A 22,257-nucleotide genomic window follows, 5' to 3' on the forward strand; every position below is an offset into this window, starting at 1 on the left:
ACCGGGCGAACCTGCGAAATAGAATTTGTATATATAACAATATCATACAGATGGCGCGTTTATCGACTTAGGCCACCGAAAGCCCCTTGCGACGTGCCGCTACCGAAACCCGGTCGCGCCCGGCTGCCTTGGCGCGGTAGAGGGCGGCATCGGCGGTTTGCAGCAGGCGGTCGGCGGGGCAGTGCAGCGGCGTGCTCGCGACGCCCGCCGATACCGTGACCGGGCCGATGGCGGTGCCCCCGACTTCGAAGTGCAGCTCGGCGATGCGGGCGCGGATTTCCTCGGCGCGTGCGGCCGCCTGCTCGGCGTCGAGGCCGGGTAGCAGCAGCAGGAATTCCTCGCCGCCATGGCGGAAGGCAAGTCCGTCCTCGCGCGTGGCGTGGGTGAGAACGGCGCCGATCTCGCGCAGCACGCGGTCGCCGGTTTCGTGGCCGTGCGTATCGTTGATGCGCTTGAAATGATCGACGTCCACCATCACGCAGGAGAGCGGCTGCCCGAGCTTTTCCGCCTCGACCGCGCGCACTTCGAGCACTTCGTCTAGGCGGCGGCGGTTGGCGAGGCCGGTCAGCGGATCGGCCATCGCCATGGCGCGCAAGGTATCGCGCAGCCGCAGGTTGCCCAGCGCGAGGCCGATGGTTTCGGCCAGCATGCGAAGGTAGGTTTCCGCCGTGATCGCACCGATCTCGGTGCCGTCGCGGGGCTCGAAATAGAGCAGGCCCAGCACTTCTCGGTGCGCGGTCAGCGGCAGGCAGAGCGTGTCCGGAACCTCGGCGTCACCGATCTGGATATGGCCGCAGGGCACGTCGATCTGCGCACCTGCCGGGCGATGCGGCAGGCCGCGCCGCAAGGCCCAGCAGGCCAGCGGCGCGAATTCGGTGCGCGAGCGCTGCGGCTCCAGCCATGCGCAGCCTTCGGTGACGACCCCGCGCGCCTCGTCGAGAAGGTAGAGGGCTCCTGCGAGGCCGGGGGCGATTTCGGGAACGAAGCGGCGGACCACCTCTTTCAGATCGGGCAGGGTGTCGCAGCCCTGCATGCGCTGCGTCATCCGGGCCAGAAGATCGCGGATGGCGCGGTCGTTTTCGCGTTCAATCTCAAGCTTCTGGCGTTCAAGCCCATTCTCGCGGAAGATGCGGATCGCCTGCGCCATGTCGCCGATCTCGTCGATCTGGCCGAGCGCCGGCGGTTCGACGGCATAATCCTGCGCCGCCAGTCGGTTAACGACATCGGAGAGCTTCACCACCGGGTGCAGCACGCGGCGCTTGAAGACGAAATACAGGACGCAAAGGAACAGCAGTCCGGTCAGCACCAGCACCGCCTCGGAAACGGATTTCCATTTCCGTGCAACGTCTTGCGCGGCGACAACCTGCGTTTCGGTACGCTGGTCCAGACGGGACTGAAACGCTCCCAGAAGGGACTGAACGCGGTCCAGTTCGCGCTCGTACTCCGCACCGAACAGCATCCGGCGGGCATCGACCTGATTGCCCTTGTCGTGCAGCGCGATTGCCTCGGCCTGCTCGTCGTGCAGGGCATCGGCGAAGTGCATCGCGTCCTTGAGCGCGGCGAGTTCGTCGGGGCGGGCCCCGGCATCGCCGATATGGCGGATGCGCACTTCGACCGGGCCGAGCGCGGCCAGTTCGCTGCCATAGAGCACGCGATACGTGGGATCGCCGGAATCGAGATACTGGCGCGCGCGGTCGGTCAGCCCGAACACTTCCTCGTCCAGCTTTTCGGTCGCCTCGTCGAGCGCCTGGCGCTGCTCGACGGCGACGCGTTCGCGCTCCTGTGCGCTGGAAGCCAGCAGCATCGTGGTGCCGGACACGAAGGTGAACAGCACGGTGGCCCCATAGGCCCAGTTGGTGATCGTCGCGAGGCGCATGGCCTGTATCTAGCGGGCAATGGCAAGCGATCCGTTAATATCCGTTCCGGGTAGATCGCGCGAAACGGATATTTATCTCATCGCAGCGCCTCGCCCTCGATGGTGATGCGGTGCATCTCGCGGCGATGCCCGGCATAGTCGTTGTAGGCATAGTGCCAGGTCGCGCGGTTGTCCCAGAAGGCGATCGAGCCGTCGCGCCAGTGGAAGTCCTCGATGAAATCCTCGCTGGTCACATGTTCGTAGACTTCGGCGAGCAGTTCCTTCGAGCGTTCGGCATCGATCCCCTGAATGTGCAACGTGAAACCGGGGTTGACGTAGATCGCCTTCTTGCCGCTGAGCGGGTGCGTCAGGATGACGGGATGGACCACATCGTCGAGCACGTCGGCGGCGGCCGAATTGCCGATCCGTTCGCCGCGCGTGTCCTGCCCGGACTCTGCGGGGTAGGCCTTGCTGCCGAAGACATGCCGCGCCGAATGCACGGCGTTGCGGCCTTCGAGCTGATCGCGCAGGCGTTGCGGCAACCCGTCATAGGCCTTGTACATCGAGGCGAAGGCGGTGGCGCCCCCTGTGGGCGGCAGTTCGCGCGCGACGAGGATCGAGCCGAGCGCGGGCTCTGCGTCATAGGAATGATCGGTGTGCCAGCCACCGCCGATATTGTCGCGGTGGTGCTTCTCCTTCACCACCATGGCGATCTCCGGGTACGCGGCATGGGGTGTGAAAAAGCGGTTGATGTTGATCTGCCCCCAGCGGCGCGCGAAGGCGATGTGATCCTGCTCGGAGATCGACTGGTCGCGGAAGAAGATCACGCCATGCTCGGCAAAGGCGCTGCGGATTTCGGCGAACTGGGTTTCGTCGAGCGGCTTGGCGAGATCGACGCCGAGCACTTCGGCACCGACGCGGCCATGGGGCTGAATGGTCAGGGACATTGGAATGGGCTCCGGTTCGGCAGGGGAAATGGAAAAGAACCGGAGCGCCGGTCCCATAAAAGCATGGGATGGGGGACACCGACGCTCCGGCGAGGTGCCCCCCAGGGTTCAAGGGGCCTCAGGACTCGCAGAAGATGGCTTTGGCTTCAGATCATTCCGCCGCTTCGTAGGCCGCGCGCTCCTTGCGCACGGTACGGCTGCGCTGGCCGTCGATGCCGACCGGAACGTCGCCCTTCACCGTGGCACGGCGCAAGGTGCGGCGCTGGAGGCCGAAGTCCGCGACGGCACGGTGCTGGGTGGCGCGGTTGTCCCAGAAGGCGACGTCGCCGGGGCGCCACTGCCAGCGCACGGTGTTCTCGGGCCGGGTGATGTGATCCTGCAGTACGCCGAACAGTCGTGAGGAATCGGCACCGTTCAGGCCGACGAAGCGCTTGGCGAAATGGCCGAGCAGCAGGCTGCGCTGGCCCGAAACCGGGTGGACGCGGACCACCGGATGCTCGGTTTCATAGATGGTCGAGGCGAAGACCTGTTTCTGGTATTTCTCGCGCTCGGCCAGCGCCGCATTGTCCTTGCCGTCGACACCGGCGGTGAGGAAGGCGGCGTAGTCGTAATCGTTGGTGTGGACCGCCCGCAGCGTGTTCACCAGCTGGCGGAGTGGCTCGGGCAGTTCGTCGTAGGCCGTCTCGCCATTGGCCCACAGGGTATCGCCCCCCGCTTCGGGGATGGTGATACCGCGCAGGATCGACAGCTTGGGGTACGCATCGGTGAAGGTCACGTCTGTGTGCCAGCTCGATGCGGCGTAGCCTTCGCGGCTGTCGAGATCGAGGAGGTATTTCGAGCCTTCGGCGACCGGCACTGTCGGGTGCGCCACCGGATCGCCGAACAGCGCGGCGAGCGCCTCGTGTTCGGCATTGTCGAGGTGCTGCTGATCGCGGAAGAAGATCACCTTGTGGCGCACGAGCGCTTCCTCGATCGCCTGTACGGTGGGGGTATCGAGCGAGCCCGACAGGTCTATCCCGCGAATTTCGGCGCCGATGCGTCCGGCCACCGGGCGGATGTCGAGCGGCGAAGTCGGGTCCTTGGCGTTCGGATAAGTCGCAACGAAATCGGTCATGAAACTCTCCTGGTCTTGTCTCTTCAGGGCGCACGCCGCCGGGCCGCATCGGGCCGTTGGGATGGGCGGGTGCAGGCAGATGTGTTCGAGAGGATTGCCGGGCTTCGGGTGGAAGGTCCGGCGCCGGACGCAAGGTCCGGGTTTCGTGCCCGATCAGGGCGTCAGGGAAAGTTTGCGCATCGCATCACCTCTTGCCGTTCGAGAGGGACCGCGAGGCTTGGCGTCGTCGCCTCAGCATCGCGCGCTTTAGCCGTTGGTATCGCGGAGCAAGCTGCTGTCCGATCAAAAGCCGCGGATCGGGATTGATACTGAAACCGGCCCGATCACTCCGATTTCTGAAACTCAAGTTACTCAGTTGAGTATAATGTGCAAGCCTGCTTTTTTCGCTTCGTCGCAGGAAAAAGCAGGCCTGCCGCTGTCAGGAATGGCGGATTTCCGCCACTCTGTTCCGGTTGAAAAGTATCAGTATCGGTCGGGATACCATTTCTTGACGTCCTCGGAGAAGCTGCCGAGCGGGTAGGGAATCATTTGCGCATTCCATGTGTCCCACAACGCCTTGAGTTCCTTCACCTTGTCCTTGTTCACCTCGAAGAAGTCGGCGCGTTCGCGTTCGTCGTTGACGACGTTGAACAGGTGCTCCTTGTCGCCCAGCTTCAGGTACTTCCAGTCTCCCTGACGCACGGCGGCCTGACCGTTCGCCTTGTAGCGCCAGTAGATCGTACGCGCGACCGGCGGGGCCTTTCCGGTCAATTGCGGCGAGAGGTCGAGCCCGTCGAAGGTGCCGTCCGCCGACTTGCCGGTGGCGAGCGCGAAGAGGGTGGGCAGCCAGTCCATGCCGACGATCGGCTGGTCTATGCTCGCGCCCGGTGTGATCTTCCCCGGCGCGCGGACAAGGCCGGGCACGCGGATACCGCCTTCGAGCAGTTCGCCCTTCTGGCCGACGAAAGGCCAGGTCTCGGAAAAGCGCTCACCGCCGTTGTCGCTGGTGAAGACGACGATGGCATCCTCGCGTCCGGCATGCTTGAGCGCGGCGAGCACCTTGCCGACGTTCTCGTCCATGATCTGGGTCATCTCGGCATATTTGGCGAGATTGCCGCCCGAAGTGTCGCGACTGTCCTTCAGCGTCTTGGCGATGGCCTCGTCCTCGCGCCCTTCCCAGGGCCAGTGCGGCGCGTTGAAATGCAGGCTGAGGAACAGCGGCTTGTCGCCTGCCGCCTCGATTTCCTTCACGGCCTGTGCGCCGAACAGATCGGTGAGATAGCCGGTTGCCTCCAGCGGCTTGTCGCCCTGTGCAAGGCCGATGCCCACGGGCTTCCCGTCATGCACGGTGTGATGGATGAAGTAATCCGCCGCGCCTTCGACGATCCCGTAGAAGCTGTCGTAGCCGTGTTCCAGCGGGCCGTTGAGTGGCGGCGTGCCGAGGTGCCACTTGCCAACCAGCGCGGTGCGGTAGCCTGCCTTGCGGAACAGGCCGGGCAGGGTGGGGCGGTCGGCGGGCAGGCCGAGCCCCGGCGGCAGTTCGGCAAGCGGTTCGTCCAGACCCACCCGGAACCGACCCTGATAGCATCCGGTGATGATCGCGGTGCGGCTGGCCGAGCAGACCGGGCTGCTCGAATAGGACTGGTGCAGCACGGTGCCGCCCGTGCCGATGCTGTCGATCGCTGGCGTGCGGATATGGTGCGATCCGGTGATCGACAGGTCGGCATAGCCCATGTCGTCGGCCATGATGAAGATCACGTCGGGGTAAGGGCGGGTTCCGGTGGCGGCACGCGCGGCACCGCCGGAGGCGGCCATGGCGACGGCACCTGCCGCAGCGCCGGCCAGCAGCGAGCGGCGGTCGAGGGAAGACTTGTCGATCATCGGGGGGATGGACCTCTCTTGTCGGGAATTATGTTGTGGGCGCGGCGCCGGGAGCACCCGATTCGCGCGCGGCGAGGCTATCGCGGATTTCGGCGTGGCGCTTCTCATCGAGCGGGAAACCATGGATGATGCTCGCAGAAATGATATGTCCGATCACCGGGCCGAGCGCGAAGACGTACTTCAGGTGCTCCAGAACCTCGGGCGGATTGACCTCGCGCGGGTCGAACCCCAGCCAGCCGATCAGCGGAAGTGCGATGCCCACGGCGACGGCGAGCGCGGCCTTGTCCGACAGCGAGAACACCGAATAGAACAGCCCGGTCCGCTCGTGCCCGGTCTTGAGGCGGTGCGAATCCGCGACGTCCGCGACGATCGCGCGCAGCATCAGGTTGCCCGACCCTTGCGCAAGGCCCTGCGATACGGTGAGCAGCAGTAGCAGCGGCCAGGCGCCCGGCGTCACCAGCAGGAGCGCGAAGTTGATCGCCACCTGCGTCAGTTCCCCGGCCACGGCCGCGCGGCCTTTGCCGATGCGGCGGCCGATGGCGAGCCAGATCGGGCAGGCGATGATGCCGAAGACGTATTGCAGCAGGAATAGCGCCGGCGCCCAGGCCGGGCTGCCCATGTAGTGCGCGACGAAGAACACGAACAGCGCGGTGCGCGTTCCCTGTGCCAGCCGGATGCCGAAGTTCGAGGCGAGCACGCGGATCAGCAGCTTCTCGCCCAGCACCAGCGAGGTCGTGCGCCAGAACCCGGTGCGCTCGCCACGCGGCGGTGCGGTGCTGGCAGGTTCGGGCAGCGCGCGCAGCGAGAAGGGCAGCGCGACCGCCAGCAGCACGAAGACCATGGTTCCCATCGAGGCGAGCTGATAGCGCGGCTCATGCGCGAAGCGCTGCGCCAGCAGGCTGGGCACCACCAGCGCCAGCAGCAGCGCGACCGACATCAGCCCCTGCCCATAGCTCGCGACGCGGGTGCGCTCGTGATAGGCGGCGGACAGTTCGCCGCTCCACGCCGAATAGGGCGTCGCCATCATCGAGTAGCCGAGATAGAGCGTGAACAGCGCGGCGCTGAACTCCAGCGGGCCGAACCATGCAGGCGGCAGGAACACGCCCACCGCGCCGAAGGCGAAGATCCCCGCGCCTGCGAAGATCCACGGGCGTCGCCTGCCGAAGCGGCTGCGGGTGCGGTCGGACAGGATGCCGATGCCGGGATCGATCACGGCATCCCATAGCCGCGCGAACAGGAAGATCAGACCGACCGTCCCCAGCGAGAGCCCGAAGGCGCCCGCGTAGAGCGGCGGCACATATGTGCTCAGCGGCACTTCCACCGCCGCCAGCGGCATCCACAGCGTGGAGAAGGCCAGCAGCCGGCGGGTCGGCAGAGGTTGCGCGGACGGGTCGGGCTTGGTCTGCCTGGTCTGCAGGCCGTCCTGCACCAGATCGTCGTTGGCTGGTGCAGCGGCATCGAAGGATGCGGTGATCGAGTTCATCGTCGGTCTCCTGCGAGGGGGCGGCGGGTCAGAAGCGGTGGCTGAAGGTCACGCCGTAAGTGCGCGGATTGCCGAGCACTTCGGTGACGGGCGCGGCGGCGCTGGCCGAGGCGTAGGACACCGCGTAATGCGTGTTGGTGAGGTTGCGGGCCCAGCCTTGCAGGCTCCACGAACCGTCGGGCGCCTTCACGCCGATCCCGGCGTCGAGCACGGCGTAATTGTCCTGCCAGCCGTAGATCGAGCGCGGATTGATCATCGCCGTGCGGCTGCGCCAGCTGGTGTTGGCGTAGGCCGTCAGCGAGAGATGGTCGCTCAGCGGCTGGTCGAGATCGAGCCCGCCCTGAACCGTCCACTTCGGGGCGCCGATCACCTGATAGCCGGTGAGGCTGAGCGTCGCGCTCGATCCGCCAAGCGCGGCCTGATACTCCAGCGGCGCCGGGGCATCGTCGTACGAGAGGTACTTGGCATCGTTGTACGAGGTGTTGACGTTGATCGAGAGCACCGGGATCGGCCGCGCGCTTGCCTCGAACTCGAAGCCGCGCATCCGCACCTTGCCGACGTTCGCAAGGTAAGTGCCGAACGAGGGGTTCGAAGTGTCGATGCGGTTGCCCTGATAATCGGTGATGGTGTCGTTGTAGAAATTGAGGTTCGCGGTGACGCGCCCGTTGGCCCAGGTGGTCTTGATGCCGCCTTCGAAGTCGGTCGACTTTTCGGGCTTGGTCAGGATCACGTTGGCCTGCGCATAGGTGGCAGAGGTGTTCGCTGCGCCGGACTTTTCGCCATGGCTGGCCGAGGCATAGAGCAGCACGTTCTCGTTCACCTGCCAGGCCGGGTTCACCAGCCACGAGAACGAGCCGCGATCGCTTTCTGCCGAAAGGTCGTAGGCGCCTGCCTGCGCGGCCGTGGTTCCGCCCAGCGAGGCGAGGAAGGCGTTGCGGCTGGTCAGGCTCGCGCCTGTCACATCGGCCCCGGCGGCCTGATAGCCTGCCACGTTCACGCTCTTCTTCTCGTAGCTGTAGCGCAAGCCACCGGTCAGCGAGAGTTTCGAGGTGACGTGCCACGTCAGCTGGCCGAATCCGGCAATGGAATCGATGTGCAGATGCCCGTCGCGGTCGTATTCCACGTCGTTCAGGATCGCACTGTCGGTGCCGGAGCCCAGGAAGAACGTGCTGGCATCCGAGCCGTAGATCGTGCGCAGGTTGCTGCGCAGATCCTCGTGCAGATAGTAGGTGCCCACCTGCCAGTCGATCGCGTGGGTGCCGTTCGAGGCGAGCCGGAATTCCTGCGAATACTGGTTCACATCGACGTCGTAGCCGCCGCGATAGATGTCGTAGGGGCTGTTGTCGCTGTCGTTGTAGGGGCGGAAATAGAGCCGCCGCCAGGCACTGACCGAGGTCAGCTTCACGCCGCCCAGATCCCAGTTCACCTCGTTGGACAGGCCATCGACCTTGGAGACGAGCCGCCCCTGATTGTCGAGGTTGGCGTTGTTGGGCGCATCGAAGCTGGGGGTATAGCCGAAGCGGCTCTCCAGCTTGTTGGTCCAGCTGGCCGTGCGCTGCGAGAGGACCGAACCGTCGAGATTGAGGTTCTGGTTCACATCGGCGGTGACGGGGTAGTAGTTGTTGTACTCCCGGCTCTCGTAATGCTCGGCGATCAGGCGTGAGGAGAGGTTCGGCGTCGGCGTGAACAGCAGTTGCCCGCGCAGCGACCAGCGGTTGTTGTCGAGGTACTTGTTGCCGTCGTACGCATTGCGGATCCAGCCGCCGCCCTGGCTGGTCGCGAAAGTGAGGCGATAGGCCAGCTTGTCGTCGATGATCGGGCCGGTGGCGTTCACGCGAAGCTGTTTCGCGCCATAGTTGCCATACGTGCCGGTGAGCGTCAGCGAGGGATCGAAGCTGGGCTTCTGCGTCTGGACGATCACCGCGCCGATGGTGGTGTTCTTGCCCAGCAGCGTGCCCTGCGGACCACGCACCACCTGAATGCTTTCCAGATCCACGAAGTCCAGCCAGCTGAAGCCCACATGGGTGAAGAACACGCCATCGACGATCAGGCCGACGCCGCCCTCGGCGCCGTCGTTGCTGGCGTTGCCGCCAAGACCGCGGATCGAGAGCGCGGAGACGCGGGTGTTCTGTTGCAGCGCGTTGAAGTTGGGAATGCGGATCGCATAGTCGGACACGCGATCGAGGCGCTTGGCGGCGAGTTCGGCACCGCTGACGGCGGAAATCGCCAGCGGCACGCTTTGCAGGCTTTCGTCGCGATGGCGCGCGGTGACGACGATGGCGGGACCGGAGGCACCGTCCGCGCCCTCTGCGCTGTCGGTTGCCGGTGCCGCCGCTGCAGCGGCTTCCTTGTCATCGGCATTGCCATCGGCAGCGAAAGCCGGGGCGGTAAGCGCGGTGGAAAGCAAAAGGGCACAGAGGGCGCTGGCCCTGCGGCGCGTCGAGGCAGTAAGCATGGATTTTCCTGAACCTTATGAAGGAGCCGGAGGCGCTGTGTTGCTGGTTTGAAGGCGCATCGCGGCAGGTCCGGGCAGGCGTGAGCCGGGCGCGCAACGATAGGCGCGGCAGATCACAGGCAGGCCGGACGGAGGATTTTATGGGGCGCGCAGGGCACGCTCGCACGGCATCGATGCCTGCATGGCAGGCAGCAGAAAGCCGACGAGGAGCGCGCGTCATCGCGCCGGATGTTTGGCGGGCGTTGCGGCCCTTAAATGTGCGTGGTCTGGTCGTGCATCGTCGTATCACCCCGTTGAGAGGGAACACGACGCCTGGCGTGGTCGCCCTGGCATCGCGCGCTTTAGCCGTTGGTATCGCGGAGCAAGCTGCTTCCCGGTCAAAAGCCGCGGGCCGGGTCTGAATATCCCGACAAGAGGTGTCGGGGCGCGAGGGAGGGACCGGCCACCCGCTCGCTTCAATCTCTACCTACGTGGTCGAGTTTTGGTGTCAATTGGAATTTCGACGCACCGTTCGTCGCAGATGACGCATCGCGGGGATGGGCGAAGCGGTCCGATGCTGCAAAAACCCCGCATATCTGCGCGGCGGCGGACCGGCGCAGCTATGCGGGGCATGGGCGAAACGCGCTCGCCAAAGGAAATGTTGGGCGTGTGAAAGCGGCGTTACCAGCCGCCCGCCACCACCCGCACGATCGTTCCGTGGGCGGTCGAGGCCATGACGAAGCTGCTGCCTGCGAAATACCAGCCGTAGCCCATCGGTGCGGGCGCAAGGCCGTAGGCGGCCGGCTCGACCACCACGTAGCTGCGCATCGGCATGGGCAGAACCACGCCGACGGCAAAGGCGCGCCCTGCGTAACCGACCGGCACGGGGTAATAGCCGTAGCCCGGCGCGTAGTAGAATCCGGGGCGCGGGCCGTAGAAGGCGGCAAAGGCCGGGTTGCCGCGCCACCAGCCGGGATGGCCGCGATCGATCACCACGACGCCGCGAGGCCCTATGCCATGTGGGTAGCCGCCGTGTGGGTAGCCTCCATGGGGCTGGCCATGGCCAGCGCCCGGTGGTGTGCCGTGGCCCTGATCATAGCCGCCTCCATGGCCGTCGTCATGGTGGTGCGGATCGGACTGGGCGAGAGCAGGGGGCGTCAGCAGGGCGATGGCCAGCGCGGCGCAGGCGGCCCTGGTGAAGCGGGAGGAAGGAAAACGAGGCATGGGGAAACTCCTTGAGGGCACCCCTTGTGCCGTGCCGTTGCAACCGGTGTTCCGGCCCGATGTGTCGAATTGTAAATGCGAAAACCTCCGGGTGCCGTGCGACGCGGCGTTTGCATCGGGCCGATCTCGGGCTATCGCAAAGGCCCATGACATTCGACCAGATCGCCATCGTGCTGCTGCTCTCGGCCATGTTCATCGCCTTCGCGCTGGACAGGTTCCCGGTCGAGCACGTTGCCGTCGCCGGATTGACCGGCGCGCTCGTGCTGGGGCTCGTGCCGTTTCACGATGCCTTTGCAGGCTTTGCCAATCCTGCGGTCATCACGGTGGTCGAGGTGTTGCTGTTCGTTTCGGTGCTCGCCCGCAGCCATGCGGTGGAGCGACTGGCGGAATGGACGGTCTCCCGCTTCGGAACCGAGCGCGGTGTCCTTGCGGTGATCTGCGGACTGGGCGCTTTCGTGTCGATCTTCATGAACAACATCGGCGCGCTGGCGCTGGTGTTCCCGGTGGCGCTTTCCGTTTGCGCGCGGATGCAGATCCCGGTGGCGCGCATGCTCATGCCGCTGTCCTTCGCGACGCTGCTGGGGGGGATGGGATCGCTGACGGGGACGCCCGCGAACCTTATCGTCAATGATTGGGTGATCCGCGAGACCGGTGGTGGCATGGGTTATTTCACCATCGGCTATGTCGGCATTCCGGTGACGATCATCGGTGTCGCCTGGCTGGTGCTGATCGGGCCACACTCTTTCCGCCGTCTGCGCCGTGTGCCCAGCACGGTGATGCCGACCCCGGCTCGTTTCCTGTTCGAGATGCGTGTGCGCCCCGGCGCTCTGGAGGGCCTGTCCCTGCCCGAGGCAGAGCGGCGCCATGACCTGACGATCTACGATGTGCTGCGCGAGGGGGCGCATGTCTTTGCGCGGCGCGAGGCGATTACCGTCGCTGCGGGTGACATGCTGCTGGTCGAAGGCGCGATGGAGACGGTCGAGGTGCTGCAGGATCGTGGGCTGGTTGAAGCCGGGCTGGGCACGGGCAAGCCGGGGGGCGAGGACCGGCTGGAGGCGGTGGTCATGCCCGATTCGATGCTGATGGGCTCGCGGCTCGGCGCGCTCGATCTGCTGAGCGACCACGACGTGTCGGTCGTGGCGCTGGCCAGTCGCCGTCATCGGGTGGAGGGAAGCTTCGGCGATCTCCAGATCGGCCTGGGTGACGTCATCGTGCTGACCGGTGAGCGGACCTCGCTCGAAGAGGCTGCTGCAGAGGCGGGACTGCTGCCGCTTTCGGCGCGCCCCGCCAAGCGGATGCAGCCCGATGCCTATCGCAGCGCGGTGATCTTCGCGATCGGTGTCGCCACGACCGCGCTGGGCTGGCTGCCGCCCGAGATCGCCTTTGGCGGCGTGGTGGTGGCAATGGCGCTGCTGGGCTCGTTGCGATTGCGCCACGCCATGCAGGACGTGAACTGGACAATCGTGATCCTGCTCGCCTGCATGATCCCGCTGGGGCAGGCCGTGCAGGATACAGGCGCCGCGCATGTGATCGCCAATGCCCTTATCGATGCCATGCCGGTGGGCGGTCCGCTGACGGTAACGGCAGTGATCCTGCTGATGGCGGCGGCGTTGACGACATTCGTTGACAATGTATCGACGGCAGCGGTGCTCAGTCCGGTCGCATCGGGGCTGGCGACACGGGCCGGTTTGCCGGTCGAACCGCTGTTGATCGCTGTGGGCATCGGCACCTCGCTCGATTTCCTGACGCCGTTCGGGCACCATAACAACACCGTGGTGATGGGCGCAGCGGGCTATCGCTTCCGCGACTTTCCCAAGCTGGGACTGCCGCTGATTTTCCTGTGCCTGCTGACTGCGCTGCTGGTCGAACGGGTGCTGTTCTTCTGACGGATTGGCTTTTTATGCCAATTCGTATATCCTACCCGCATAATAGGGAAATGGCATGATTTCGAACAAGGCCCGTTACGCCTTTCGCGCTCTTCTGGCGCTGGCCTGCGCACCCGAGGGTGAGGCGACGGCGAGTGCGGACATCGCCGCGCGATATGCGATCCCGCACAAGTTCCTCGAACAGATCCTGATCGACCTCAAGAAGGCCGGTGTCCTCGACAGCAAGCGCGGGAAATACGGCGGCTATGTCATGCTGCGCCCTGCGGACACCGTGACTTTTGGCGAGATTCTCCGCCTTTTCGAAGGGCCGCTGGCGCCGCTGTCGTGCCTGTCGCGCCAGTCCTATCGCCGGTGCGACGATTGTCCGAGCGAGGCGCAGTGTGCGCTGCGGCGGGAATTCGGCGCCGCTTACGATGCCTATCGCAGTGTGCTCGATTCGCGCACGCTGGCGGATGCGCTGCGGGGTGGCACGATCGAGGACGATTTCGCAAACGGCGAAGAAAGTGACGGATTCGTGCGTAGAATGGCCTGAAACAAGGCCCTTGCTATTCCCTATCAACTCGATAGAGTTTATCGAGTTTAAAGATAGGGGAGTATGCCATGTCGAAGTCCGCCAAGGCGCAGGGTAAGTCCCGTGCCGGTTTTCGCTTTGCTCGCGCTGTGGCGCTGGCTGGGCTGCTTGCGGGCACATCGCTGTTGAGTGCATGCGGTTCCGGCCACGATGCCAAGGGTGGCGGATCGGCCTCGATCGAACTGCTGAACGTCTCCTACGATCCGACGCGCGAGCTGTACCGCGATCTCAACGATGCCTTCGCCGATCAGTGGAAGGCGCAGCACGGCGGGCAGAGCCTGAAGATCAACATGAGCCATGGCGGCTCGGGCAAGCAGTCACGCGCGGTGATCGACGGGCTGGGGGCCGATGTCGTCACGCTGGCGCTGGCCTACGATATCGACGCGATTGCCCAGAAGACCAAGCTGCTGGACCCCAAGTGGGAAAGCAAGCTGCCCGACAACAGTGCGCCGTACACCTCGACCATCGTGTTCCTCGTGCGCAAGGGCAATCCCAAGAACATCCATGACTGGGCGGACCTGACGAAGCCCGGCGTCGAGGTGATCACCCCCAATCCCAAGACCAGCGGCGGCGCGCGTTGGAACTTCCTTGCCGCCTGGGCCTATGGTCGCAAGGCAGGGGGCTCCGATGCCGCGGCGCAGGCCTATGTGACCGATCTGTTCCGCCATGTGCCGGTGCTCGATTCCGGCGCGCGCGGGGCGACGACGACGTTTGTTGAGCGTGGTATGGGCGATGTCCTGCTGGCCTGGGAGAACGAGGCGTTCCTCTCGCAGAAGGAACTGGGTGCGGGCAAGTTCGACATCGTCGTGCCCTCGATCTCGATCCTCGCCGAACCGCCGGTCGCGGTGGTGGACGGCAATGCGAAGAAGCACGGCACGACGGCCGTCGCCGACGCCTATCTCAAATTCCTGTACACGCCCGCTGCGCAGGAGATCATCGCGCGCCATTATTACCGTCCGCGCGACCCGCAGGTGGCGGCGAAATACGCCTCGACCTTCCCCAAGCTCGATCTGGTGACGATTAAGGACTTCGGCGGCTGGCAGGCTGCACAGACCAGGTTCTTTGCCGACGGCGGCGTGTTCGACAAGATCTTCGCGCAGGCCAAGCAATAAGGCTTTCTTCCATGGATATTGCATTGAGCAGGCAACTGCAGATGCCGGATGAGACCGTTTCGCAGCCGCCGCCAACTTCTCCTCCCAGAGTGAAGCGGCGATGGCTGCGGCAGTCCGCGATCCCCGGCTTCGCTCCGACGCTGGGTTTCACGCTGGCCTGGCTGACGATCATCGTGCTGATCCCGCTGGCCGTGCTGTTCCTGCGCGCGGCGGGGATGACATGGCACGATTTCGTGGCGGTAGGCCTCTCCGAACGCGCGCTCGATGCCTACAAGCTCAGCTTCGGGGCATCGCTGGCGGCGGCCGGGATCAATACCGTGTTCGGCCTTGCCATCGCCTGGGTGCTGGTGCGCTACGAGTTTCCGGGGCGCCAGCTGATGGGCGCGCTGGTCGATCTGCCGTTCGCGCTGCCCACGGCTGTCGCCGGTATCGCGCTGACCTCGCTGTGGGCGACCAACGGCTGGCTGGGCGCGCTGGTGGCGCCGCTGGGGATCAAGGTGGCCTTCACGCCGATCGGGGTGATCGTGGCGCTGATCTTCATCGGGTTGCCGTTCGTGGTGCGCTCGGTCGAACCGATGCTGGCCGATCTGGGCGTGGATGTGGAGGAAGCCGCGATGACGCTGGGGGCCTCGCCGTTCCAGACCTTCCGCAGGGTGATCCTGCCCGCGCTCGGGCCTTCGTTGCTGACCGGCTTTGCGATGGCCTTCGCGCGCGGGGTGGGAGAATACGGCTCGGTGATCTTCATCGCCGGCAACATGCCCTACAAGTCGGAGATCGCGCCCTTGCTGATCGTCACGCAACTTGAGCAGTTCGACTATGCGGGGGCGACCGCGATCGCCAGCGTGATGCTGGTAGCCTCGTTCATCCTGCTGCTGCTGGTCAACCTGCTGCAGTACTGGACCCGCAGGCGAGGTGCGGCATGAGCCGGGCTTCGTCCTCCGCCGGCACCCGGTTTGGCCGTGGGGCGCTGATCGCCCTCGCCATGGGCTTCCTGCTGCTGTTCCTGCTGGCGCCGCTGATGGTGGTGTTCGTCGAGGCGCTGTCCAAGGGCCTTGGCGCCTATTTCGAGGCGCTGGTCGATCCCGACGCGGTTTCGGCGATCCAGTTGACGCTGCTGGTTGCAGTGATCAGCGTGCCGCTCAACGTGGTGTTCGGCCTTGCCGCCAGCTGGGCGATCACCCGCTTCGACTTTCGCGGCAAAAGCATCCTGATTACCCTGATCGACCTGCCGATCTCGGTATCGCCGGTGGTCTCGGGCCTGATCTTCGTGCTGCTGTTCGGCGCGCAGGGACTGCTTGGCCCATGGCTGGCCGATCAGGGCGTGCAGATCATCTTCGCAGTGCCTGGCATCGTGCTGGCGACGGTGTTCATCACGTTCCCCTATGTGGCGCGCGAACTGATCCCGCTGATGAGCGAGCAGGGCCGTGACGACGAACTGGCCGCGCTCTCGCTCGGCGCCAGCGGCTGGCAGACCTTCCGCCAGGTGACACTGCCCAATGTGCGCTGGGGGCTGCTCTATGGCGTGCTGCTGTGCAACGCGCGTGCCATGGGCGAGTTCGGCGCGGTCTCGGTGGTCTCCGGCCATATCCGGGGCGAGACCAACACGATGCCGCTGCATGTCGAGATCCTCTACAACGAATACAACTTCGTGGCCGCCTTCGCCGTCGCCTCGCTGCTGGCGATGCTGGCGCTCGTGACGCTGGCTCTCAAGAGCCTGCTGGAGTGGCGCTTCGATATCCATGAAAGGGCCAGACATTGATCCGCCTGGAAAACATCTCGAAAAGCTTCGGCACCTTCGCGGCGCTGAACGACGTCAGCCTGACCGTCAACGACGGCGAGTTCCTGGCCCTGCTGGGACCGTCCGGTTCGGGGAAGACGACCTTGCTGCGCATCATCGCAGGGCTTGAATTCGCCGAAAGCGGCCGCGTGCTGTTCGAGGACGAGGACGTCACCCATCGCAAGGTGGCGGACCGCAAGGTCGGCTTCGTGTTCCAGAACTACGCGCTGTTCCAGCACATGTCGGTGCGCGACAACGTGGGTTTTGGGCTGTCCGTGCGCAAGCGCAGCGAACGGCCCAAGGCGCGGGCGATCCGCGAGCGGGCGCAGGAACTGCTCGAACTGGTGCAGCTTGGCCATCTGGGAGACCGCGTGCCCGCGCAGCTCTCCGGCGGCCAGCGCCAGCGTGTGGCACTGGCCCGCGCGCTGGCGGTCGAGCCGCGCCTGCTGCTGCTGGACGAGCCGTTCGGCGCGCTGGATGCCAAGGTCCGCAAGGACCTGCGCCGTTGGTTGCGGACCTTGCACGAGCAGATGGGGCTGACCTCGATCTTCGTGACGCACGATCAGGAGGAGGCGCTCGAGCTGGCCGATCGCATCGTGGTCATGGACCATGGCGTGATCGAGCAGGTGGGCGCGCCCGAAGACATCTACACCGCACCCGGCAGTGCCTTCGTGTCCGACTTCGTGGGCGAGACCAACCGCATCGGTGTGAGTGTTCGGGGCGGGCAGGCCTTCTTCGCGGGACAGGCGATCAGGGTGCCGCTCGATGGCCTCGCCGAAGGCCCGGCCGATCTGCATTTCCGGCCGCACGATGCCCGGCTTTGCGAAACGGGTTCTCCCGGTTCCCTGCCGCTGCTCGTTCACCAGACCTACCGCAAGGGTGGGCACTGGCGGGTCGAGGGGCGCATCGAGGGGCTGGACCGCCCGATCGAGGTCGATGTTCCCGCAGATGCTCCGGCGCCGGCCGCCGGACTTCGCATTGGCGTGCAACTCGCGCGCGCCATGGTATTTCCCAGCAAGGAAGGATCCGCTCATGCAGGATGATCCCGCTGCCACCGGTTCGGGGCAGAAATCGCAACACGTCGAGGAAAGCCTCGCCACGATCCGCGAGGCGCTGCTGTCGCTGCGCTACGGCACGATCTCGCTGACCGTGCATGAAGACCGTGTGGTGCAGATCGATGTGACCGAGAAGCGTCGCCTGCGCAGCGGCTGAGCCCGCGTCCGGACGACCCTAGATCTATCTGCCCCGCGACCGCCGCAGAAGACGGCAGCCGGGGTGTCGGACGCGGACCGGACCACCGGATGCGGCTGAACCCAATATCGTTGTGAGGAGCGATTCGCATGTTCAGGCGTCTACCTTTTGTGATGGGCGGCTTTCTGGCCACCGCCGCTGCCGTTCAGGCCTTGCCTGCTTTTGCGCAGGATGGGAGCGCCCGGAGTGCCGATGGACCGGTTCCCGCGTCCGCAGCGGTCAACTCCGATAAGAGCGTCGATCAGGACGCTGACCAGGATTCTGCTTCGTCCATGGCCGATACGACGATGTCGCTGGCATCGAACACGCCTGCCCAGGCTGCCGCCCCGCAACCGCCAACGCTTCAGCAGGCGATCGGCAACCCGGACGATTTCACGCTTTCGGCCAGCATACGTGCACGCATGGAATCGCTGGGCAACGACTTTCGCAGCACCGCCAATCCGAGCGACACCATCCTTTCGCTGCGAACGACGCTGGCGGCGGAATACCACCCCGGCATCTTTCGCATCGGCGGCGAACTGATGGATTCGCGAATCTACTTCGACAACACGAAGACGCCGGTTACCGTCAACGATGTCAACGCGATGGAGTTGATCCAGGCATACGTTGGACTGGATCTAGGCCATGTGCTGGGCAAGGGGTCTGACACCAGTGTGCAGGCGGGACGCTTTACCATGGAGTTCGGCGCACGCCGCCTGATCGCGCGCAACAATTTCCGCAACGACACCAATGCCTATACCGGCATTCGCTTCGATGTGACGACGGCGGACAAGACGAAGATCACCGCTTTCTACACGTTGCCGCTGACCCGGTTGCCCAGCACGATCGACCAGCTTGTCGACAATTCGGTTCATTGGGATCGCGAGAGCTTCGACCTGCAGTTCTGGGGGGCCTATCTCGCCAAGCCGCAGCTTGCCGGACGCACCAATCTGGATCTGTATTTTCTGGGATTGAACGAACGGGATTCGCCCAGCCTCGCGACGAAGAACCGGCAGCTTTACACACCGGGCCTGCGTCTGTTCATGAACCCGGAAGCGGGCAAACCCGATTTCGAGGTTGAGGCGGACTATCAGTTCGGCTCTGTGCGGGCGAGCACGGTAGCCAATGCGGCGCTGCTCGATGTGTCGGCATACTATGTTCACGCCGAGGTCGGTTATCAGTTCGCAGGGCCATGGAAGCCTCATGTGAAGCTCGTCTACGACCGTGCCAGCGGCGACAACGGCAAGGGATCGTACAATCGCTTCGACAGCCTGTTCGGTGCGCGCAATCCGGACTGGGGGCCGACCAGCATTTATGGCGCGCTGTCGCGCAGCAACATCTCCTCGCCCGGTGTCCGGCTGGACTTCGCACACGGCAAGCGGACGGATGGGAACCTCACCTATCGTGCCATGTGGCTGGACAGTGCCACCGACAGTTTCGCCAATACCGGTGTGAAGGACGCCACCGGCAAGGCGGGCACGTTCGCCGGGCAGCAGGTGGAGTGGCGCGTGCGCTACTGGATCGTCCCTCAATTCCTGCGACTGGAGACAGGGGCGGCCTGGCTGATCAACGGCAGGTTCCTGAAGGATGCACCCAATGCCAGCGGGCGCGGCAACCCGATCTACGGCTTCTTCGGGGTTACGGCGACGTTCTGACGAAGTGCCGTGTCTGCTCCCTCATCACCGGGGCCTCATGATCAAGGCCGAGTAATCAAGGCCGAGTAATCAAGGTAGGGCGGTGGGGGCAACGCCGCCGCGCAAGCCTTCGCGCAGGCGTTCGATCACGACCTGTACCTTGGGCAGCAGGTGACGGCGCTCGGGATAGACGGCCCAGATCGGCTCGTCTTCTGCCTGCGCGTCGTCGAGCAGGCGCACCAGCCTGCCGCTGCGCAGGGCATCGTCGACATAGAACTCTGGCAGGTGGCAGATGCCGAGCCCGGCAATCGCGGCGTCCGCCACGACCTGTCCGTTGTCGCACCGTACTCGTCCTCGGGGGCGGAAACTGCGCATCTCGCTCCCTACCCGCAGATGCCAGGCGCGGGTGCTGCCGGTCAGGCAATCGTGGCGGGAGAGGTCTTTGACATCCACCGGCGTTCCGCGACGGGCGAGATAGGCAGGGGCCGCACAAGTCAGGAACCGGCGTGAGCCGACGGGTATGCGGATCAGACGGCTGTCGCTGAGCGTACCGGTACGGATCGCCAGATCGAAGCCTTCGCCGACGATGTCGATAACCCGGTTGGACAGATCGAGATCGACCTGAAGGCGTGGGAACTCGACCGCACAGGCCGTGAGTACGGGGGCGACGAAATGCACCCCCAGCGCAGTCGAACAGGTGACGCGGATCAGCCCCTGCGGCTCGCTCTGGCGTTCGAGCACGGCATAGGCATCGTTGCGATCCTCGATCAGGCGGCGGAACCGCTCGACCATCGAGCGCCCGGTATCGGTGAGCGCGACCGCGCGCGTGGTGCGGCTGAACAACTGCACGCCAAGGCGCTGCTCAAGCGCTGCCAGAGCCCGGCTGACGCGCGAGGTGGACGTGCCGAGGCGCTCTGCCGCGCGAACGAAGCTGCCGCAATCGGCAATTGCCACGGCCTCCTCGATGCCTTCCCAGCGGTCCGTCATTGTTGCTCCTGATGCAAGGGATGCTCTCTTCATCGGTCTTTTGTTGCCTTGGCGCAACAGCCATCACGCCGACACAAAGTTTTGGCAAAGGCAATGGCGCAACGCATTGCAGAGCGGTATTTCAGGGCCATGCACGATACAGCCGGGGCGCAGCCTGCCGAACATGGAACCCATCGCGAAAGCCTCGCGGCCCTGGCCCTTGGCGCGATCGGTGTCGTTTTCGGCGATATCGGCACCTCGCCGCTCTATGCGCTGAAAGAGAGCTTCATCGGGCACCACCCGATGGCGACGGATGTGCAGCACCTGTTCGGCGTGATCTCGCTGATGTTCTGGACGATGACGCTGATCGTCACGATCAAGTATGTGCTGATCGTCCTGCGCGCCGATAATCAGGGGGAGGGCGGCAGTCTGGCGCTGCTCGCCCTGATCCAGCGCAGTCTGGGCCGCACGAAATGGATGCCCGTGGTGATCATGCTGGGCGTCGCGGCAACCGCGCTGTTCTATGGCGATGCGATCATTACCCCGGCGATTTCGGTGCTCTCGGCGGTTGAGGGGCTGACGATCGTCAGCCCGGCGTTCGGGGCATGGGTGATCCCCATCGCCATCGTTATCCTGATTGCACTGTTCTCGATCCAGTCGCACGGTACGGCAGCGGTGGGGCGTCTGTTCGGTCCGGTGATCCTTGTCTACTTCGCCATTCTGGCGGTGATGGGCGCGGTTTCCATCGCCCAGACGCCGCAAGTGCTGGCGGCGCTGAGCCCGACCCATGCCGTGACGTTCTTCCTCGCCGATCCGGTACTGGCATTCCTGGCGCTCGGCTCGGTCATCCTTGCCGTGACCGGCGCCGAGGCGCTCTATGCCGACATGGGACATTTCGGGCGCCGGGCCATCATGGTCTCATGGCTCTATGTCGCGTTTCCGTGCCTGATCCTCAATTACCTCGGGCAGGCGGCGCTGGTGATGCGCGAGCCGCAGGCGATCTCGAATCCGTTCTTCCTGCTGGCGCCCGACTGGGCGCGTCTGCCGCTGGTAGTGCTGGCGACGGCGGCGACGGTCATCGCCAGTCAGGCGACGATCTCGGGCGCCTATTCGGTTTCGCAGCAGGCGGTGCAACTGGGTTATCTGCCGCGCCTCAAGATCCTGCACACCAGCGCGAAAGCCGCCGGGCAGATCTACGTGCCGCTGCTCAACTGGGGCATGCTGGCGATGGTGATCCTGCTCGTCATGGGCTTCCACAGTTCGACCAACCTTGCGGCGGCCTATGGCATCGCGGTGACGGGCACGATGGTCATCACCGCCTGCATGCTGGGCGTGCTGATGTTCGGTGTATGGAAGTGGCACCCCGCGATTGCAGGCGCGATCACCGGCCTGTTCGTGCTGGTCGACGGCGCCTACTTCGCCTCGAACGTCACGAAGATTCCCGATGGCGGCTGGTTCCCGATCCTCATTGCCGCCATCGTCTTCACGCTGCTCACCACCTGGGCGACCGGACGGCGGATCGTGCGCGCCCGCCTTGCCGAGGATAGCCTGCCGATCGGGGTGTTCCTCGCCTCCACACGCGGCAAGGTGCCGCGTATTCCGGGCACCTCGGTATTCCTCGCCTCGACCGTGGAGGGCATTCCGCCCGCGCTGCTGCACAACCTCAAGCACAATCACATCCTGCATGAGCGGGTGGTGATCCTGACCGTGGTGATCGAAGGTGTGCCGCATGTCCCGCAGGCCGGGTGCAGCGAGGTGGAGGACATGGGCGATGGCTTCTACCGCATGGTGCTGCACTACGGCTTCATGGACGAGGCCGACATTCCCGCAGCGCTCGCCAGCGAGAATCGCGCAGGGGCGCCGTTCCGTCCGGCACAGACCAGCTATTTCCTCTCGCGCCAGACCCTGATCGCCTCCAGCCGTCCCGGCATGGCGATCTGGCGCGAGAAGCTGTTCTCGTGGATGGTCCGCAATGCCCAGACCGCGATGGAGTTCTTCAAGCTGCCCACCAATCGCGTGATCGAACTGGGCAGTCAGCTGGAGATCTGAGGGTACCTTTTTGATAAATGCCCGGCCGGGCATTTATGAGGCGGCACCGGCCCACGCCCCCACCCTGCCACCCGACGATAGTACCCTATGGGTGGCAGGGTGGGGGCGTGGGCCG

17 protein-coding genes are annotated in these 22,257 nt (G+C 65.0%); 9 read left to right on the plus strand and 8 right to left on the minus strand.

Annotated features, from left to right (window positions below; all coding sequences use genetic code 11):
* Positions 1–67: 67 nt before the first annotated feature.
* The 7 genes from AC3EC3_RS02100 to AC3EC3_RS02130 form a co-directional block, all read right to left on the minus strand.
* On the minus strand, positions 68–1,876 hold the full coding sequence (locus AC3EC3_RS02100) for a diguanylate cyclase (RefSeq protein WP_488488046.1): 1,809 nt from the start codon (positions 1,874–1,876) through the stop codon (positions 68–70).
* A gap of 77 nt (positions 1,877–1,953) precedes the next feature.
* Entirely contained in the window at positions 1,954–2,802 is an 849-nt protein-coding gene (locus AC3EC3_RS02105) for a TauD/TfdA dioxygenase family protein (protein WP_488488047.1), read from the minus strand.
* A 151-nt stretch (positions 2,803–2,953) separates the two neighbouring features.
* Positions 2,954–3,916 carry a TauD/TfdA dioxygenase family protein gene (locus tag AC3EC3_RS02110; RefSeq protein WP_488488048.1) on the minus strand — a complete coding sequence of 321 codons (963 nt, stop codon included), beginning with the start codon at positions 3,914–3,916 and terminating at the stop codon, positions 2,954–2,956.
* A 462-nt stretch (positions 3,917–4,378) separates the two neighbouring features.
* Positions 4,379–5,776, minus strand: a complete 1,398-nt coding sequence (locus AC3EC3_RS02115) for a sulfatase family protein (protein ID WP_488488049.1) — start codon at positions 5,774–5,776, stop codon at positions 4,379–4,381.
* 28 nt (positions 5,777–5,804) lie between these two features.
* Positions 5,805–7,259: an MFS transporter gene (locus tag AC3EC3_RS02120; protein WP_488488050.1), complete on the minus strand. Its 1,455-nt coding sequence runs from the start codon at positions 7,257–7,259 to the stop codon at positions 5,805–5,807.
* Positions 7,260–7,287: 28 nt separating this feature from the next.
* A complete protein-coding gene (locus AC3EC3_RS02125; protein WP_488488051.1) occupies positions 7,288–9,714 on the minus strand; it encodes a TonB-dependent receptor in 2,427 nt (808 codons plus the stop codon).
* A 660-nt stretch (positions 9,715–10,374) separates the two neighbouring features.
* Positions 10,375–10,917, minus strand: a complete 543-nt coding sequence (locus tag AC3EC3_RS02130; RefSeq protein ID WP_488488052.1) for an RcnB family protein — start codon at positions 10,915–10,917, stop codon at positions 10,375–10,377.
* A 146-nt stretch (positions 10,918–11,063) separates the two neighbouring features.
* Between AC3EC3_RS02130 and AC3EC3_RS02135 the strand changes: the two genes are divergently transcribed.
* The 8 genes from AC3EC3_RS02135 (at position 11,064) to AC3EC3_RS02170 (ending at position 19,148) form a co-directional block, all read left to right on the plus strand.
* On the plus strand, positions 11,064–12,803 hold the full coding sequence (locus tag AC3EC3_RS02135; protein WP_488488053.1) for an SLC13 family permease: 1,740 nt from the start codon (positions 11,064–11,066) through the stop codon (positions 12,801–12,803).
* 55 nt (positions 12,804–12,858) lie between these two features.
* Positions 12,859–13,335, plus strand: coding sequence for an RrF2 family transcriptional regulator (locus AC3EC3_RS02140; RefSeq protein ID WP_488488054.1), 477 nt, complete (start codon positions 12,859–12,861; stop codon positions 13,333–13,335).
* A gap of 68 nt (positions 13,336–13,403) precedes the next feature.
* A complete protein-coding gene (locus AC3EC3_RS02145; RefSeq protein WP_488488055.1) occupies positions 13,404–14,486 on the plus strand; it encodes a sulfate ABC transporter substrate-binding protein in 1,083 nt (360 codons plus the stop codon).
* A gap of 11 nt (positions 14,487–14,497) precedes the next feature.
* Positions 14,498–15,409, plus strand: coding sequence for a sulfate ABC transporter permease subunit CysT (gene cysT, locus AC3EC3_RS02150; protein ID WP_488488056.1), 912 nt, complete (start codon positions 14,498–14,500; stop codon positions 15,407–15,409).
* Positions 15,406–16,245 (plus strand): sulfate ABC transporter permease subunit CysW, encoded by an 840-nt coding sequence (gene cysW, locus AC3EC3_RS02155; protein WP_488488057.1) that lies wholly within the window; start codon positions 15,406–15,408, stop codon positions 16,243–16,245. Before cysT ends, cysW begins: the two co-directional genes overlap by 4 nt.
* The gene (locus AC3EC3_RS02160) at positions 16,242–17,306 is read left to right on the plus strand and encodes a sulfate/molybdate ABC transporter ATP-binding protein (protein WP_488488058.1); all 1,065 of its coding nucleotides are present in this window, start codon (positions 16,242–16,244) and stop codon (positions 17,304–17,306) included. Before cysW ends, AC3EC3_RS02160 begins: the two co-directional genes overlap by 4 nt.
* Positions 17,296–17,475: a YezD family protein gene (locus tag AC3EC3_RS02165; RefSeq protein ID WP_260927644.1), complete on the plus strand. Its 180-nt coding sequence runs from the start codon at positions 17,296–17,298 to the stop codon at positions 17,473–17,475. Before AC3EC3_RS02160 ends, AC3EC3_RS02165 begins: the two co-directional genes overlap by 11 nt.
* 128 nt (positions 17,476–17,603) lie before the next feature.
* Entirely contained in the window at positions 17,604–19,148 is a 1,545-nt protein-coding gene (locus AC3EC3_RS02170; RefSeq protein ID WP_488488059.1) for an alginate export family protein, read from the plus strand.
* A gap of 69 nt (positions 19,149–19,217) precedes the next feature.
* Here the strand turns inward: AC3EC3_RS02170 and AC3EC3_RS02175 are convergent, their stop codons facing one another.
* The gene (locus AC3EC3_RS02175) at positions 19,218–20,114 is read right to left on the minus strand and encodes a LysR family transcriptional regulator (protein ID WP_488488060.1); all 897 of its coding nucleotides are present in this window, start codon (positions 20,112–20,114) and stop codon (positions 19,218–19,220) included.
* A gap of 129 nt (positions 20,115–20,243) precedes the next feature.
* Between AC3EC3_RS02175 and AC3EC3_RS02180 the strand changes: the two genes are divergently transcribed.
* Positions 20,244–22,142 (plus strand): potassium transporter Kup, encoded by a 1,899-nt coding sequence (locus AC3EC3_RS02180; RefSeq protein ID WP_488488061.1) that lies wholly within the window; start codon positions 20,244–20,246, stop codon positions 22,140–22,142.
* Positions 22,143–22,257 lie beyond the last annotated feature (115 nt).

The organism is Novosphingobium sp. BAM6 (assembly GCF_057784955.1).

Bases quoted from the DNA above. Each gene is read 5' to 3' on its own strand.
- AC3EC3_RS02120 (WP_488488050.1), bottom strand. From the start codon at position 7,259: ATGAACTCGATCACCGCATCCTTCGATGCCGCTGCACCAGCCAACGAC.
- AC3EC3_RS02145 (WP_488488055.1), top strand. From the start codon at position 13,404: ATGTCGAAGTCCGCCAAGGCGCAGGGTAAGTCCCGTGCCGGTTTTCGC.
- AC3EC3_RS02105 (WP_488488047.1), bottom strand. From the start codon at position 2,802: ATGTCCCTGACCATTCAGCCCCATGGCCGCGTCGGTGCCGAAGTGCTC.
- AC3EC3_RS02140 (WP_488488054.1), top strand. From the start codon at position 12,859: ATGATTTCGAACAAGGCCCGTTACGCCTTTCGCGCTCTTCTGGCGCTG.
- AC3EC3_RS02180 (WP_488488061.1), top strand. From the start codon at position 20,244: ATGCACGATACAGCCGGGGCGCAGCCTGCCGAACATGGAACCCATCGC.
- AC3EC3_RS02115 (WP_488488049.1), bottom strand. From the start codon at position 5,776: ATGATCGACAAGTCTTCCCTCGACCGCCGCTCGCTGCTGGCCGGCGCT.
- AC3EC3_RS02170 (WP_488488059.1), top strand. From the start codon at position 17,604: ATGTTCAGGCGTCTACCTTTTGTGATGGGCGGCTTTCTGGCCACCGCC.
- AC3EC3_RS02135 (WP_488488053.1), top strand. From the start codon at position 11,064: ATGACATTCGACCAGATCGCCATCGTGCTGCTGCTCTCGGCCATGTTC.
- AC3EC3_RS02165 (WP_260927644.1), top strand. From the start codon at position 17,296: ATGCAGGATGATCCCGCTGCCACCGGTTCGGGGCAGAAATCGCAACAC.
- AC3EC3_RS02125 (WP_488488051.1), bottom strand. From the start codon at position 9,714: ATGCTTACTGCCTCGACGCGCCGCAGGGCCAGCGCCCTCTGTGCCCTT.
- cysT (WP_488488056.1), top strand. From the start codon at position 14,498: ATGGATATTGCATTGAGCAGGCAACTGCAGATGCCGGATGAGACCGTT.
- AC3EC3_RS02175 (WP_488488060.1), bottom strand. From the start codon at position 20,114: ATGACGGACCGCTGGGAAGGCATCGAGGAGGCCGTGGCAATTGCCGAT.
- AC3EC3_RS02130 (WP_488488052.1), bottom strand. From the start codon at position 10,917: ATGCCTCGTTTTCCTTCCTCCCGCTTCACCAGGGCCGCCTGCGCCGCG.
- AC3EC3_RS02100 (WP_488488046.1), bottom strand. From the start codon at position 1,876: ATGCGCCTCGCGACGATCACCAACTGGGCCTATGGGGCCACCGTGCTG.
- AC3EC3_RS02110 (WP_488488048.1), bottom strand. From the start codon at position 3,916: ATGACCGATTTCGTTGCGACTTATCCGAACGCCAAGGACCCGACTTCG.
- cysW (WP_488488057.1), top strand. From the start codon at position 15,406: ATGAGCCGGGCTTCGTCCTCCGCCGGCACCCGGTTTGGCCGTGGGGCG.